The organism is Streptomyces sp. RKAG337 (assembly GCF_023701715.1).
GTDB lineage: Bacteria > Actinomycetota > Actinomycetes > Streptomycetales > Streptomycetaceae > Actinacidiphila.
On the sequence record NZ_JAJOZA010000001.1, the window covers coordinates 5,780,437 to 5,794,035 of the forward strand.

Annotated in this window: 16 protein-coding genes; 9 read left to right on the plus strand and 7 right to left on the minus strand. The window is 72.9% G+C overall.

Translation table 11 applies throughout. The annotated features are described in order from the left end of the window. Window positions 1–28: 28 nt before the first annotated feature. On the minus strand, window positions 29–826 hold the full coding sequence (locus tag LNW73_RS25635) for a hypothetical protein (RefSeq protein ID WP_250991520.1): 798 nt from the start codon (window positions 824–826) through the stop codon (window positions 29–31). A 136-nt stretch (window positions 827–962) separates the two neighbouring features. Between LNW73_RS25635 and LNW73_RS25640 the strand changes: the two genes are divergently transcribed. From LNW73_RS25640 to amaP, 5 genes are all read left to right on the plus strand, one after another. Next, window positions 963–1,478, plus strand: coding sequence for an Asp23/Gls24 family envelope stress response protein (locus tag LNW73_RS25640; RefSeq protein ID WP_250975271.1), 516 nt, complete (start codon window positions 963–965; stop codon window positions 1,476–1,478). Between the two features lie 73 nt (window positions 1,479–1,551). After that, window positions 1,552–1,734: a hypothetical protein gene (locus LNW73_RS25645; protein ID WP_138354999.1), complete on the plus strand. Its 183-nt coding sequence runs from the start codon at window positions 1,552–1,554 to the stop codon at window positions 1,732–1,734. Then, window positions 1,734–2,105, plus strand: coding sequence for an Asp23/Gls24 family envelope stress response protein (locus LNW73_RS25650; RefSeq protein ID WP_250975270.1), 372 nt, complete (start codon window positions 1,734–1,736; stop codon window positions 2,103–2,105). The genes LNW73_RS25645 and LNW73_RS25650 overlap by 1 nt, the downstream gene beginning before the upstream one ends. After that, window positions 2,102–2,776 (plus strand): DUF6286 domain-containing protein, encoded by a 675-nt coding sequence (locus LNW73_RS25655; RefSeq protein WP_250975269.1) that lies wholly within the window; start codon window positions 2,102–2,104, stop codon window positions 2,774–2,776. The genes LNW73_RS25650 and LNW73_RS25655 overlap by 4 nt, the downstream gene beginning before the upstream one ends. 7 nt (window positions 2,777–2,783) lie before the next feature. After that, entirely contained in the window at window positions 2,784–3,380 is a 597-nt protein-coding gene (gene amaP / locus LNW73_RS25660) for an alkaline shock response membrane anchor protein AmaP (RefSeq protein ID WP_250991521.1), read from the plus strand. Between the two features lie 36 nt (window positions 3,381–3,416). On the opposite strand, the gene LNW73_RS25665 is transcribed toward amaP, so the two are convergent. The 6 genes from LNW73_RS25665 to LNW73_RS25690 all read right to left on the minus strand — a co-directional run bounded on the left by LNW73_RS25665 (window position 3,417) and on the right by LNW73_RS25690 (window position 8,845). Further along, entirely contained in the window at window positions 3,417–4,178 is a 762-nt protein-coding gene (locus LNW73_RS25665) for an SDR family oxidoreductase (RefSeq protein WP_250991522.1), read from the minus strand. Window positions 4,179–4,182: 4 nt separating this feature from the next. Beyond that, the gene (locus LNW73_RS25670; RefSeq protein WP_308407729.1) at window positions 4,183–5,991 is read right to left on the minus strand and encodes a glycoside hydrolase family 15 protein; all 1,809 of its coding nucleotides are present in this window, start codon (window positions 5,989–5,991) and stop codon (window positions 4,183–4,185) included. A 28-nt stretch (window positions 5,992–6,019) separates the two neighbouring features. After that, window positions 6,020–6,811 carry an SURF1 family cytochrome oxidase biogenesis protein gene (locus LNW73_RS25675; RefSeq protein WP_250991524.1) on the minus strand — a complete coding sequence of 264 codons (792 nt, stop codon included), beginning with the start codon at window positions 6,809–6,811 and terminating at the stop codon, window positions 6,020–6,022. A gap of 57 nt (window positions 6,812–6,868) precedes the next feature. After that, on the minus strand, window positions 6,869–7,120 hold the full coding sequence (locus tag LNW73_RS25680; RefSeq protein ID WP_250975264.1) for a hypothetical protein: 252 nt from the start codon (window positions 7,118–7,120) through the stop codon (window positions 6,869–6,871). A gap of 71 nt (window positions 7,121–7,191) precedes the next feature. Continuing rightward, entirely contained in the window at window positions 7,192–8,196 is a 1,005-nt protein-coding gene (locus LNW73_RS25685) for a DEDDh family exonuclease (protein ID WP_250975263.1), read from the minus strand. Between the two features lie 31 nt (window positions 8,197–8,227). After that, complete coding sequence (locus tag LNW73_RS25690) at window positions 8,228–8,845, minus strand: TetR/AcrR family transcriptional regulator (RefSeq protein WP_250975262.1); 618 nt, start codon at window positions 8,843–8,845, stop codon at window positions 8,228–8,230. A gap of 129 nt (window positions 8,846–8,974) precedes the next feature. On the opposite strand from LNW73_RS25690, the gene LNW73_RS25695 reads away from it, so the two are divergent. Genes LNW73_RS25695 through LNW73_RS25710 form a run of 4 tightly spaced genes read left to right on the plus strand, consistent with a single transcriptional unit; the run spans window position 8,975 to window position 13,213 of the window. After that, window positions 8,975–9,769 (plus strand): acetoacetate decarboxylase family protein, encoded by a 795-nt coding sequence (locus LNW73_RS25695; RefSeq protein ID WP_250980103.1) that lies wholly within the window; start codon window positions 8,975–8,977, stop codon window positions 9,767–9,769. Then, a complete protein-coding gene (locus LNW73_RS25700) occupies window positions 9,769–10,653 on the plus strand; it encodes an SDR family NAD(P)-dependent oxidoreductase (protein ID WP_250991525.1) in 885 nt (294 codons plus the stop codon). The genes LNW73_RS25695 and LNW73_RS25700 overlap by 1 nt, the downstream gene beginning before the upstream one ends. A 20-nt stretch (window positions 10,654–10,673) precedes the next feature. Further along, window positions 10,674–11,960 (plus strand): amidohydrolase family protein, encoded by a 1,287-nt coding sequence (locus LNW73_RS25705; protein WP_250975260.1) that lies wholly within the window; start codon window positions 10,674–10,676, stop codon window positions 11,958–11,960. Then, on the plus strand, window positions 11,957–13,213 hold the full coding sequence (locus tag LNW73_RS25710) for an amidohydrolase family protein (RefSeq protein ID WP_250975259.1): 1,257 nt from the start codon (window positions 11,957–11,959) through the stop codon (window positions 13,211–13,213). The genes LNW73_RS25705 and LNW73_RS25710 overlap by 4 nt, the downstream gene beginning before the upstream one ends. Window positions 13,214–13,599: the final 386 nt, after the last annotated feature.

Consider the following 13,599-nt stretch of genomic DNA (forward strand, 5'->3'; position numbering starts at 1 on the left):
TCGATGTCCGGTCGATGTCCGGTCGTGGTCACCCGATGGCGGTGACCACGACCGCCGTCGTGACGGGGCCCGGGGAACCGGGCTCCGCGGCCGCGGTGACCGCCGCGGCCACCGCGCGGGCCACATCCAGCGCGCGGTGGCCGGGCACGACCGCGATCTGCACCCGGACCTCCCGGGCCGGTGGATCGCCGCCGTCGGCCGTGCGGAGTCCGGACGCGAAGCCGCCGAGCCGTGAGGTCACCCGGGCCACCCCCGGCACCAGGAGCGCCGCGGCGACCACCCCGTTGCCGGCCGGCGGCGGGTCCTCGCCCGCAGCGAGCGCGGGGACGGGGGCGGGAGCGGGATCGAAGCCGGGGAGGGCACCCGGTCCGGCCGGGGGATCCATCAGGCCGGTGACGTCGAGGTCCACCGAGGTGACCGCCAGCCCCAGCAGATCGTGGGCCGCACTCCACAGAGCGGTCCGCAACCGCTCCGCGGTGGCGGGCAGCGGCCGGTCGATGGCGGCCTCGAAGGCCGCGGCCACGCACAGCGGGCCGTACGGCACCGCACTCGGCGGTACGAGCGGTACGAGCGGAACGACCGGTACGAGCGGCGCGCCGCCCGCATCCGTATCCGTATCCGCATGCGTGGCCGGCTCCGCCACCGCCTCCGGGCCGATGCGCAGAGTGCCGACCCGGACGCCGGTGAGCCCGGCCACCGCCCCGCGCAGCGCGTCGGCGGCCGCGTTCTCGGTGATCCAGACCCCGTCTCCCGCCCCGCCGAGCGGCAGCACGCGCCCGAACGCGATCTGCTCCCGTACCGCACGGGCCAAACGGTCCACAGTCACCGGTCTCCGCCTCCTTCGCCGCGCACCACCCGAACGGCGGCCCGCTCCGCGCTTCCTGACCGCATCTCCACGGCGCGGCAGGGCATGCGCACATAGTGTGGTGCACGGAGCAGCCCAGACGAAGGGACGACTCGCGATGACCGAGGCGGCACAGCGCAACCTGTCCGAGCCGGAGGGCCCCGATTCCGTGGGCGAGGGCAGGACATTGGAGAAGGGCACGAGCGCGGGTGCCGGGACGCCCGGCCGGCGGGCGCCGCTGGGCGACCCCGCTACCCGCGGCCGGACCACCATCGCGGACGGAGTGGTCGAGAAGATCGCCGGGCTGGCGGCCCGTGATGTGCTGGGCGTGCACGCGATGGGCAGCGGCTTCGCCCGCACCTTCGGCGCCGTGCGCGACCGGGTGCCCGGCAGCAAGTCCGTCACCCGTGGGGTGAAGGCGGAGGTCGGCGAGGTGCAGACCGCGCTCGACCTGGACATCGTCGTCGAGTACGGGGTGTCCATCGTCGAAGTGGCCCGCGCGGTGCGGGAGAACGTGATCGCCGCGGTCGAGCGGATGACCGGCCTTGAGGTCGTCGAGGTCAATGTCGCGGTCGGCGACGTGAAGCTGCCGGACGAGGACGACGAGGACGACCGCGAGCAGAGGGTCCAGTGACGACCCCGCGGACGGGTGGGACGGCGGCCGGCGGTGCCGGCGACAGCGGTGAGGCGAGGACGGTGAGCGGACGATGAGAATGTCGCTGGTCGGACTGATCGTGGGCATGGCGCTCGGATTCGCCGGGTACTTCGGCGGGTTCGGCGCGTTCCTGCTGGTGGCCGCGCTCGGCGCGGTCGGGTTCGTTGCCGGGAAGTTCGTGGACGGCGATCTGGAGCCCGGAGAGTTCTTCCGCAGCCGCGACCGGCGGCGGTGATGGCCGCTGCGGCCCCGGTCACCCTGCCGGCCGCGGAGCGGGGCGCGCTCAGGATCGCGGACCGGGTGGTGGCGAAGATCGCCGCGCGGGCCGCGTCCGAGGTGCTCGCGGACGTCCCGGAGCACGGGCTCGTGCCGCCGGACCGTACGCCGCACGCGTCGGTCTCGGTGCGCAAGGAGAGCGCCCGGGTGCGGTTGTCGGTGGAACTGGGCTATCCGGGTGATCTCGGGGCGGTCTGCGGCTCGGTGCGCCGCCATGTCGCGGACCGGGTGACGTCGCTGACGGGTATGGAGGTACCTGAGGTCGCCGTCGAGATCGAGCGGCTGCACTCCGCGACGGCGCGGCGGCAGAGCGAGGGGAGGGTGCGGTGACCGGGACCGGTACGGAACCCGAACCCGAGGGCACGACACGGCAGCTGCCGGTCATCGGGCCCTACGAGCCGGACGAGCCCGACGGATCCGGCGGGTCCGCCGCCGAACGCCCCGCCGAGCCGCCGGCGGGCCGCGCGGCCCGGTTCTGGTCGGAGCGCCGGGTGCCGTCGGCGCTGACCGCGCTGGTGGTGCTGGGGGCCGCCGGGATCCTGCTCTACGACATCGCCGCGGTCCGCACCGACCGCGCCGCGATGAGCTGGCGGCCGCGGCTGGCCCACGAACTGGCCACCAGGCCGCTGGACAACGCGCTCGTCATCACCGCCGCCGCGGCCGCCGCGGTGATCGGTCTGTGGTTGATCGTCCTGGCCGTCACCCCCGGCCTGCGCGACATCCTGCCGATGCGGCGCAGCATCACCGGGGTGCGCGCGGGGCTGGACCGGCATGCCGCCGAACTCACGCTGCGCGACCGGGCGATGGAGGTCTCCGGCGTGCACACCGTCCGGGTCCGCGTCGGCCGCCGCCGCATCACCGCCCGCGCGGCGTCCCACTTCCGTGACCTGGACGAAGTACGGGCCGACCTGGACACCGCCCTGGCCGAGGGCGTCGTCCAACTCGGGCTGGCCCGCCCGCCCAGCCTGGGCGTCCACGTCCAGCGTGCCCAGAAGGGCTGATCCGCCGATGCGCAGCTCCCTCAACCGGACCCTGCTGGCCCTGACCGGCCTGCTCCTGCTGATCGCCGGTCTCGCGGTGCTGGTCGGCAGCCTGGACCTGCAGCGCCGCTGGGGATTCACCCTGCCGGACCGGTGGCCGTTCGACGGCCCCAAGGACGTGCTCCTCACGGCCCGGGACCGCACCCGCTACCGCGGCGACGGCTGGTGGTGGCCCACCGTCATGGCTGCCCTGGGGGTGCTGGTGCTGACGGCCCTGTGGTGGTTCCTGGCCCAGTTCCGCAGCCACCGGCTGCGCCAGCTGCGCATCGACAGCCGCGACGGCCAGGACGCCGTCCTGCGCGGCCGGGCCCTGGAGGACGTCCTGGTCACCGAGACCGAGGCGCTGGAGGGGGTGGACCGGGCCGGCGCCGTGCTGACCGGCAAGCGCTCCGCGCCCCGCGCGCGCCTCACCCTCGCCCTGGCGCCGCACGCGGCCCCGGACACCGTCGTCTCCCGGCTGGACACCGAGATCCTGCAGCGCGCCGGCGGTTCCGCGGGACTCGACCACCTCCCGGCCGAGGCGCGGCTGCGCGCCGTCAAGCACCGCGCCAGCCGCGTCAACTGACCGGCGCCCCGGGCGCCGGGCGTCGTACGCCGTCCGTCAGAAGCCGTGCTGGGCGCCGCCGTCGACCGGGAGCATGACGCCCGTCAGATACGAGGCGGCGGGGGAGAGCAGGAAGGCCGCGGCCCGGCCGAACTCCTCCGGGGTTCCGTAGCGGCGCAGCGGGATGGCGGCGCTGTGCCGGGCGCGGGCGGCCGCCGCGTCGCCGCTGAGGGCGTCGAGCTGCGCCACCCGCTCGGTGTCGATCCGGGAGGGCAGCAGCCCCACGACACGGATGCCGCGCGGGCCCAGCTCGTTGGCGAGGTTCTTGGCGAATCCGGCCAGCCCCGGCCGCAGCCCGTTGGAAACGGCCAGGCCGGGGATCGGCTCGTACACCGACCCGGACAGCACGAAGCCGATCACGCCGCCCTCGCCGAGCGCCGCCGCGGCGGCCCGGGCGAGCCGTACCGCGCCGAGGAAGACCGTCTCGAACGCGTCCCGCCACTGGTCGTCCGTGATCGTCTCGGAGAGGCCGACGGCCGGGCCGCCGACGCTGATCAGTACGCCGTCCAGCCGGCCGAACTCCTCGCGGGCGGCGCCGATGAGCCGGTCGGGGGTGTCCGCGCCGGTGTTGTCGGCGGCCATCCCGATCGTGTTCCCCGGGCCGCCCAGCGCGGTGGCCGCCGCGTCCGCCGACTCCTGCGAGCGCCCGGAGACGACCAGCTTCGCGCCGTCGGCCGCCAGCTCACGGGCGGCCGCCATGCCCAGCCCGCGGGTGGCGCCGGTGACGACGTACACCCGGTCCTTCAGTCCCAGATCCATGCGCTCATGCTCCCTTACGGACTCCGGACAGGCTCAGCGCGGTGTTGACGAGCCCGATGTGGCTGAAGGCCTGCGGGAAGTTGCCGAGCTGGCGGCGGGAGACCGGGTCCCACTCCTCGGCGAGCAGCCCGACGTCGTTGCGCAGGCTCAGCAGGTGCCCGAACAGTTCGCGGGCCTCCCGCTCGCGGCCGGTCGTGTGCAGCGCGTCGGCCAGCCAGAACGAGCAGGCCAGGAAGGCGCCCTCGTCGCCGGGCAGGCCGTCCACGGCCTTCTCGTCCAGGGTGTAGCGGCGGACGAGCCCCCCGTGGTTCAGCTCCCTGCGCACCGCGTCGACCGTGCCGATCACCCGTGGATCGGAGGAGGGCAGGAAGCCGACCTGGGGGATGAGCAGCGTCGCCGCGTCCAGTTGGGTGGAGCCGTAGAACTGGGTGAACGTGCTGCGCTCGTTGTCGTAGCCGCGCTTGCACACCTCCAGATGGACCTGGTCGCGCATGGCGCGCCAGCCGGCCAGGTCGCCGCCGCGCTTCGGCTGGGCCTCCAGGGTGCGGACCGCGCGGTCCGCGGCGACCCACGCCATCACCTTGGAGTGCACGAAGTGCCGGCGCGGCCCGCGGACCTCCCACAGGCCCTCGTCCGGCTCGCGCCAGTTGGACTCCAGGAAGTCCATCAGGGCGCGCTGCAGGCTCCAGGCGTGCTTGTCGTCGGAGAGCCCGCTGTTCCGGGCCAGGTAGAGCGAGTCGAGCACCTCGCCGTAGACGTCGAGCTGCAGCTGCCCGGCCGCGGCGTTGCCGATCCGGACCGGGGCGGACGCCTCGTACCCCTCCAGCCACGGCACCTCGTACTCGGGCAGCCGCCGCTCACCGGAGATCCCGTACATGATCTGCAGGTCGGCGGGGTCCCCGGCGACCGCGCGCAGCAGCCAGTCCCGCCACTTCGCGGCCTCCTGGAGGTAGCCGCTGGAGACCATCGCGTTGAGCGTCAGAGTGGCGTCGCGGAGCCAGCAGAAGCGGTAGTCCCAGTTGCGCACCCCGCCGATCTCCTCCGGCAGCGAGGTGGTGACGGCCGCGGCGATACCGCCGGTCGGCGCGTAGGTCAGCGCCTTGAGGGTGATGAGGGAGCGCAGCACGGCCTCCCGCCAGGGGCCGTCGTAGGTGCACTGCGCCGACCACTTCTCCCAGTCCTCGATGCTGGTTTCCAGCGCGTTGTACGGGTCGATCCGGCGCGGCCGGGTCTCGTGCGACGGGTGCCAGGTGATGACGAAGGCGACGCTCTCGCCCGCCGACACGGAGAAGTCGGCGTAGGTGCAGAAGTCCTTGCCGTACATGGGCAGCTGCGGCGGATAGCTGCGCAGCCAGACCGAGTCGGGCCCCGCGACCGCGATGCGGTGGCCGTCGGCCCGCCGCATCCAGGGCACGATGCTGCCGTAGTCGAAGCGCAGCCGCAGCTCGCTGCGCATCTGCACGGTGCCGGAGACGCCCTCCACGATCCGCATGACATCGGGGGCGCGGTCGCGCTGCGGCATGAAGTCGATGACCTTGACCATGCCGGTGGCGGTCTCCCAGAACGTCTCCAGCACCAGGGTGTCACCGCGGTACGCCCGCCGGGTGCACTGGTCGGCGCCGGCCGGGGCGATCCGCCACTGGCCGTTCTCCTCGTCCCCGAGCAGCGCCGCGAAGCACGCGGCGGAGTCGAAGCGCGGCAGGCACAGCCAGTCGATGGAGCCGTCCTTGCCGACCAGCGCCGCGGTCTGGAGATCACCGATGAGCGCGTAGTCCTCGATCAGTCCTGGCACGGGGCCGCCTTTCGTCCACACTCCTGCTCGTAGCGTGCCGGGGACGCCGTTAGACCGCGACCGGAACGCTCTTCCGTGACTCCTGCCCGGTGACCCGCTCCTTGCGCTCGCGGCGCACCAGGATGACCCAGCCGACCGGGACCATCGCCGAGAACAGCCACCACTGGATCGCGTAGGCCATGTGCGGGCCGATGCTGGAGTCGTCCGGCTCGGGGATCAGTTCCGGCTGGGCGCCGGAGGGCTTGGGCGACGTGGTGGCCAGCTCCAGATAGCCGCCGAGCAGCGGCTGCGCACTGGTCTTCGCCATATCCGTGGAGTTGATCAGCATGATCATGCGGTCCGGCAGCCCGCTCTTGTTCCTGATCCCGGTGCTGGAACTCGTCTCGTCGGGGCGCAGCCGCCCGGTGACGGTGATCTCGCCGGACTCGGCGGCCGGGATCTTCGGCAGCGCGGTGAGCCCGCCGTCGGCGTCGATCCAGCCGCGGTTCACCAGGATCGCCCGGCCGTCGTCCAGCACCAGCGGGGTGATGACGTGGTACCCGTTCTTCTGCCCGTCGGCCGCGGTGCGCTGGCGGGCGACGACCTCGTGCGCGGTGTCGTAGTGACCGGTCGCGCTCACCGACCGGTACAGGTCCTTGCGCGGTACGGCCTTGCCGGGCGCGGCCAGCCGCTCGACCGGGACGGCGGCGGCCTTGACGTTCTGGCTGATCAGGTGGTTGTTGGCCACCCGGTGCTCGTGACGGTGCAACTGCCAGTAGCCCAGCTTGATCATCGTGGGAATCATGACCAGGCCGAGCAGCGTGAGGATCACCCACTGGCGGGAGAGCAGAAAGCGGTACACCCCACGACCGTACTCGGTCGCGGGGTGCCCGCCGGTAGGGGGTCGGTGGGGGACGGATCAGGAGCTGGGGACGGAGCCGACACGGTCGACGAGACCGTGCACGCCCTCCGCCTTGGCGCAGTGCGCACTGCAGTACCAGCGGCCGTCGGCCTCGACGCCGTGGCCGACGACCTGCACCCGGCAGTGCTCACAGATGGGCGCCATGCGGTGGATGGCGCATTCGAAGCTGTCGAAGACGTGCACCGCACCCTGGGCGTGCACTTCAAAGCTCATGACGTAGTCGTTTCCGCACACTTCACATCGGGCCATGGGGCACAGATTGCGCGGCGCGGGCGCGGTGGGCAACAGGTGGCCGGGCGCGTCGCCGCCGCGCCACTCGATCAGCCGTGTACCCCCGGCGCCGGGGTCACCGCCTTGAGGAGCTCCGCGAAGCGCCGCTCGTCGATGACGGGGGTGCCGAACGCGCGGGCCTTGGCGGCCTTGCTCGTCGGGGAGTCCGGGTCGTTGGTGACGAGCAGGCTGGTGACACGGCTGACGCTGGACGCGACATGCAGCCCGGCGTCGGTCGCGCGGTCCTCCAGCAGTTCGCGGTCGATCCCGGTGTCACCGGAGAACGCCACCCGCATCCCCTGCACGAGCGGGCCCTCGGGCGCCATCCGGCCCGGGTTGGGGTACGGGCAGGACGGCCGCTTGCGCGCCGGGCGCCAGCTGCTGGGGCGGTAGGAGCCGTACGAACCGGCGGCCGGCGCGGGGCGGGCCGCCGGCACGCTGCCCTCGGTCCATTCGGTGAGCGGCCGGCAGGCGTGCAGCGGCAGCGGCAGCCCGGCCGCGGCCGCCAGGTGCAGGCTGGGGCGGAACGCCTCGGCGAGCACCCGGGCGTCGTCCAGGGCGTGGTGGGCGCGCTGCTGGACGACGCCGTAGTGCGCGGCGAGCGACTCCAGCTTGTGGTTGGCCAGCGGCAGCCGGAGCTCCTTGGCCAGCACGATCGTGCACAGCCGCTGCTCGACCGGGGCGGTGGACTTCGCCCGCGCGTACTCACGGGCCAGCATCGACCAGTCGAAGACCGCGTTGTGCGCGACGAGCACCCGGCCGGCCAGCCGCTCGGCGAGCTCGGCGGCGATCTCCGGGAAGAGCGGGGCGTCGGCGAGCATCGCGCTGGTCAGTCCGTGGATCCACACCGGGCCCGGATCGCGCAGCGGGTTGACCGGTGAGTACCAGTGGTCCTGGACCTCGCCCCGGGAGTCCAGCCGGTAGACGGCGGCGGACACTATCCGGTCGTCGCGGCCGAGACCGGTGGTCTCGACGTCGACCACGGCATATCCGTCCGGGTAGGCGGCGGGCCACGGGGACGGGGAGGCGGTCGGCTCGGTGCGGTTGTCCAGCATGGTCATTGAGAATAAGGGGCGCCGCTGACACTCAGACACACAGCAGGGAGCCGACCAGGGCGCGCGTGGTGGTGGTGAAGAGGCGTTCGGGGTCGGGCGGGGCGGCCAGCGCGCGGGCCAGCGCCGGGTCGTGGCCGGCCGCGGCGGTGTCCCACAAGTCCTGTTCGGCGGGGCTCTGGGCGGGGGAACGTTCGCGGTTGCGTTCGACCAGGACGAAGCCGATGACGTGGAACTCGATGGCGCGCAGCGCCTCGGCGGCCCGTGCCCCGCGCAGCCCCGCGTCGTGCAGCTCATGGACCAGGGCCTGCTGGGCGGGGAGGAACATCAGCTCGGTGAGGCCGCGTTCGTGCACCATCGCGATCAGATGCGGCCGGTCGCGCAGCATCCGGCGCTGGGCCCGGGCGATGGACAGCACCCGGTCGAGCGGGCCGCGGCCGGTGGGCGCGATGGCGCCCATCTCCCGCACGGTACGGGCCACCAGCTCGTCGAGCAGCGATTCGCGGTTGCCCACGTGCCAGTAGATCGACGTGACCGCGGTGCCCAGTTCGGCCGCGAGCTTGCGCATGGTCAGCGCCTCGGGGCCGAGCTGCCGGACAAGTGCGGCAGCGGCGTCGAGTACGTCGTCGCGGGTCAGGGCGGTGCGCGGCATGGTGCTCCCATTGTGGACCGTGCACGCCTATTTACCCTTCGAGCGCGTCGGTGTAACTGTGTTACAGAGCTCGTCCCGAATCTCTCATGACGCACCCGTGTGACTGACATGAACGAAGGGCGGCACGACATGGCGCGAGTACGGTACGGCCCGCGGAGCGAAGCCGAGATGCAGGCGGCGAAGGCGGCCGGCGGGAAGCTACCCGACATCTGGTCGACCGGGGTGGTGGCGGTCTGGGAGACCGACCCCGACGTGGTGGCGCAGGTCCTGCCGCCGCCGCTCAAGCCGGGGGAACGGCCCCTGGTGCGGGTGAACATCAGCCGCGTCGACCTGTTCGGGCACCCGCTGGGCGCCGGCTCGGTCGCGGTCTCGGCACGCTACGACGGCGTCGAGGGCTGGTATCCGCTGGTGATGCCGATGACGACCGAACGGGCGCTGATCGGCGGCCGGGAGGTCTTCGGCGAACCGAAGAAGCTCGGCGAGGTCACCGTGGAGCGGGTCGGCGACGTCGTGATGGCGAAACTCGCCCGGCACGGCATCGCGTTCGTCGAGGTCGCCGGCGCGGTCAGCGGCCCGCTGCCGCTGCCGGGAGTCACCGAGAAGACCGACTTCTACTTCAAGTTCCTCCCCGCCGTGGACGGCGACGGCTTCGACGGCGAGCCGGTGCTGGTGCGCTGCACCCGGCACGAACGGGTGCGCAAGCTCGAAGCGATGACCGGCAGCGTGGTGCTGCGCGAGTCGTCGTACGACCCGGTCGCCGACCTCACGGTGCGCCGGCTCGTCGAGATCACCATCGGTGAGAAGACCAGCGACCAGTCGGGCCAGGTCGTCGAACGGGTCAGCGCACAGGCGCTGCTGCCCTACATCCACCAGCGCTACGACGACGTCCAGCAACTCCTCGACGCACCCCACCGGGAGGCCTGATGGACCTGCTGGCCGGACAGACGGCCGTGGTGACCGGCGCCGCGAGCGGCATCGGCTACGCCATGGCGGAACGGTTCGCCGCGGACGGGCTGAAGGTGGTCCTCGCCGACGTCGAGGAGGGCGCGCTCGACAAGGCCGTCGGGCGGCTGCGGGAGAACGGCGCCGAGGCCGTCGGGCAGCTCACCGATGTGAGCGACCGTGCCTCCGTCGAAGCCCTCGCCGAGGCCGCGTACCAGGCCTTCGGCGCCGTCCATGTGCTGTGCAACAACGCCGGGGTCGGCTCCGGGGCCGAGGGCCGGATGTGGGAGCACGACCCCAAGGACTGGCAGTGGGCGTTCTCGGTCAACGTGTGGGGCGTCTTCCACGGCATCCAGGCGTTCCTGCCCCGGATGCTCGCGGCCGGTGAACCGGGGCACGTCGTCAACACGTCCTCGGGTGACGGCGGGATCGCCCCGCTGCCGACCGCCTCCGTGTACGCCGTCACCAAGGCCGCGGTGGTGACGATGACGGAGTCGCTCTACGCCCATCTCAAGGCCGAACGCGCGGCCATCGGCGCCTCCGTGCTCTTCCCCGGCCCCCACATGCTCCGCACCGGCCTGTGGGAGTCGCACCGCAACCGGCCCGAGCGGTACGCCAAGTCGGCCCCGCGCCGCACCCCGTACCGCAGCCTCGACCAGTGGGAGGCCGCGATGAAGGAGGCCGGGCACGAGGTGGCGTTCACCCCCGTGGAGGAGGTCGCCGGCTTCGTGGCCGACGGCATCAGAGCCGGCCGCTTCTGGCTGCTCCCCGACAGCGACCGCACCGACGCCCAGATCAGGGCGCGCTCGCAGTCGATGCTCGACCGGGCCGACCCGGGCTATCTGGAGAACTTCATTCTCGACTGAACGAGGGGACAGGAGACACCATGACGGATCCGTACCTGATCATCTCCTCGGACTGCCACGCAGGCCTGCCGACGGAGCAGTACCGGCCGTATCTCGACAGCAGGTTCCACGCGGACTTCGACGAGTTCCTCGGGCAGCGCCAGGCGCGCCGCGAGGCGATGACGCGGCTCGGGGTGCGCAACGAGGCGTTCGCGGAGAAGTGGTTCAGCGACAACGAGGAGGGGCTGCGCGGCGGCTGGGACAGCGCGCAGCGCGACAAGGAGCTCGACGGTGACGGGGTGGCGGCCGAGGTCGTCTTCCCGGACGCCGACGCCGTCGACAGCCAGACCGCCGCGCCCTTCGGGGTGGGCCTCGGGCTCTCCGGCGACCAGGACCCCGCCCTGGGGATGGCGGGCGCGCAGGCGCACAACCGCTGGCTCGCGGAATTCTGCGCCGAACGCAGCCCGGAACGCCGCTGCGGGGTGGCGCTGCTGCCCATCACCGGCGACGTGGACGCGGTGGTGGCCGAGGTCCGCAGGGCGAAGGCGTCCGGCCTCGGCGCCCTGATGATCCCCGCCCGGTGGGTCGACAAGGCGGCGTACCACGACGCCCGTTACGACCCGGTGTGGGCGGTGGCGCAGGAGCTGGAGATGCCGGTCGTCACCCACTCCGGATCGGCCCCGCACCACGAGTACGGGGACCATCTGGGCATCTACGTCAGCGAAGTGACGTTCTGGCCGTCGAGGCCGCTGTGGTTCCTGCTGTGGGCCGGGGTCTTCGAGCGCTTCCCCGGGCTGAAGTTCGGCATCGCCGAGTCCGGCTGCTGGTGGCTGCCGAACCAGCTGTGGTTCATGGACCGGCTCTACCTCGGCGCGCACGGCGGCAAGAAGCTCTCGCCGTTCGCCGAGCTGAAGCGGCCGCCGAGCGAGTACCTGGACCGCCAGGTCTTCATCTGCGCCACCAACACCAAGCGCCGCGAGCTGGCCCAGCGCTACGAGATCGGGGTCGGCAACATCCTGTGGGGCAGTGACTTCCCGCACCCGGAGGGCACCTGGCCCGCGACCCGGGAGTGGCTGAAGAACACCTTCCACGACATTCCGGTGACCGAGACCCGGCAGATGCTCGGGCTGGCCGCCGCCGAGGCCTTCGGCTTCGACACCGCGGCACTGGCCCCGATCGCCCGCCGGATCGGCCCCACCCCGGCCGAACTGGGCCAGCCGGACGACCAGTCGGCCGTCGAGGCGTCCTGGGCGCGCGCCCGCGACACCGGACGGCACTGGCTGACCGGGCACGACTTCCCGTACGTGGGGATGGAGGCGGGCACATGACGGCACCCACCGGACCCGGACCCGGGCCCGACGACCGCTACACGGTGATCTCGGCGGACTGCCACGCCGGCGCCGACCTGCTCGACTACCGGCCGTACCTGGCGGCCCGGCACCACGAGGAGTTCGACGCGTGGGCGGCCACGTACGTCAATCCGTACGAGGACCTGATCGCCCCCGAAGCGCCGCGCAACTGGGACTCCGGGCGCCGGCTCGCGGAGCTGGAGGCGGACGGCATCGTCGCCGAGGTCGTCTTCCCCAACACCGTGCCGCCGTTCTTCCCCAGCGGTTCGCTGCTGGCCCCCGCGCCCTCGAAGGAGGAGTTCGAGCTGCGCTGGGCCGGGCTGCGGGCCCACAACCGGTGGCTCGCCGACTTCTGCGCGCAGGCCCCCGGCCGGCGCGCGGGCGTCGCCCAGATCCTCCTCAACGATGTGGACGCGGCGGTCCGCGAGGTGCGGTGGGCCAAGGAGCACGGGCTGACCGGCGGCATCCTGCTGCCGGGCGCACCACCGGGCTCCGGCGTCCCCGAGCTGTACTCGGCGGTGTACGACCCGCTCTGGGCGGTCTGCGACGAGCTGGACGTACCGGTGAACCACCACGGCGGCTCGGCCTCCCCGCCGCTCGGCGACGAACCGGCGGCCCGCGCGGTGTTCATGGTCGAGACGACGTGGTTCTCGCACCGGGCGCTGTGGCACCTGATCTTCGGCGGGGCGTTCCAGCGGCACCCCGGGCTGCGGCTGGTGCTCACCGAGCAGGGTTCGGGGTGGATACCCGCCGTGCTCGACATGCTGGAGTACTACCACGGGCGGCTGGTCAGCGCCGCGACCCGGGCGGCCACCGCCGAGGCCAAGTTCGGCACCGGGCTGGCGGCCGCCATGGGCAAGGGCCCGCAGGCCGTCTGGCGGGACAACTGCTTCGTCGGGGCGAGCTTCATGCGCCCCCACGAGGTGCCGCTGCGCGACCGGATCGGCCTGGAGAAGATCATGTGGGGCAGCGACTACCCCCATGACGAGGGCACGTATCCCTACACCAGGGAGGGGCTGCGGATCGCGTTCGCCGGGCTCCCGGCCGAGGAGGTCGCCGCGATGGTGGGCGGCAACGCGGCCCGCGTCTACGGCTTCGACCTCGGGCTGCTGGACGCGGTCGCCGCGAAGTCCGGCCCCACGGTGGCGGAGATCGCCGAGCCGCTGAAGGAGCCGCCCGCCGACGCGACCAGCCCGGCGTTCGCACCGGGAGGTTCGGTCCGCGTCTGGTGACTCCGACGGTGCCGGTGGCGGTGGATCGGGTGTTACCTCCGGCGGCGGGGAATACGGGGGAGAACCCCGCCGCCGGAAGACCGGGTGGACCGCGGTGTGCCGCGGTCTAGCGCGATGACACCGTCCTGAACAGGGCGGACAGTGCCGAGCCGGGCCGCGCCGTGGAGGTGGGCCCGGGTGGAACCTGGGTCGGTGACGGACGTGCGGCGTCCTTGGCGCCGCCGCCCGCCGTCACCAGCACGAACACTGAGAGGGCAAGCACGGCCAGGCTTACCGCGGTGGGCAGGCTCGGCCTGTGCATGAGGGTTCCCCCGGTGGATCGGCTACAGGCTCCACAGTGCCCGGGGCGGGGGTGCCCGGCCATCGTGGACCACCACGAGATCAAC

Bases quoted from the DNA above. Each gene is read 5' to 3' on its own strand.
- LNW73_RS25640 (WP_250975271.1), top strand. From the start codon at position 963: ATGACCGAGGCGGCACAGCGCAACCTGTCCGAGCCGGAGGGCCCCGAT.
- LNW73_RS25645 (WP_138354999.1), top strand. From the start codon at position 1,552: ATGAGAATGTCGCTGGTCGGACTGATCGTGGGCATGGCGCTCGGATTC.
- LNW73_RS25650 (WP_250975270.1), top strand. From the start codon at position 1,734: ATGGCCGCTGCGGCCCCGGTCACCCTGCCGGCCGCGGAGCGGGGCGCG.
- amaP (WP_250991521.1), top strand. From the start codon at position 2,784: ATGCGCAGCTCCCTCAACCGGACCCTGCTGGCCCTGACCGGCCTGCTC.
- LNW73_RS25665 (WP_250991522.1), bottom strand. From the start codon at position 4,178: ATGGATCTGGGACTGAAGGACCGGGTGTACGTCGTCACCGGCGCCACC.
- LNW73_RS25680 (WP_250975264.1), bottom strand. From the start codon at position 7,120: ATGGCCCGATGTGAAGTGTGCGGAAACGACTACGTCATGAGCTTTGAA.
- LNW73_RS25685 (WP_250975263.1), bottom strand. From the start codon at position 8,196: ATGCTGGACAACCGCACCGAGCCGACCGCCTCCCCGTCCCCGTGGCCC.
- LNW73_RS25690 (WP_250975262.1), bottom strand. From the start codon at position 8,845: ATGCCGCGCACCGCCCTGACCCGCGACGACGTACTCGACGCCGCTGCC.
- LNW73_RS25695 (WP_250980103.1), top strand. From the start codon at position 8,975: ATGGCGCGAGTACGGTACGGCCCGCGGAGCGAAGCCGAGATGCAGGCG.
- LNW73_RS25700 (WP_250991525.1), top strand. From the start codon at position 9,769: ATGGACCTGCTGGCCGGACAGACGGCCGTGGTGACCGGCGCCGCGAGC.
- LNW73_RS25705 (WP_250975260.1), top strand. From the start codon at position 10,674: ATGACGGATCCGTACCTGATCATCTCCTCGGACTGCCACGCAGGCCTG.
- LNW73_RS25710 (WP_250975259.1), top strand. From the start codon at position 11,957: ATGACGGCACCCACCGGACCCGGACCCGGGCCCGACGACCGCTACACG.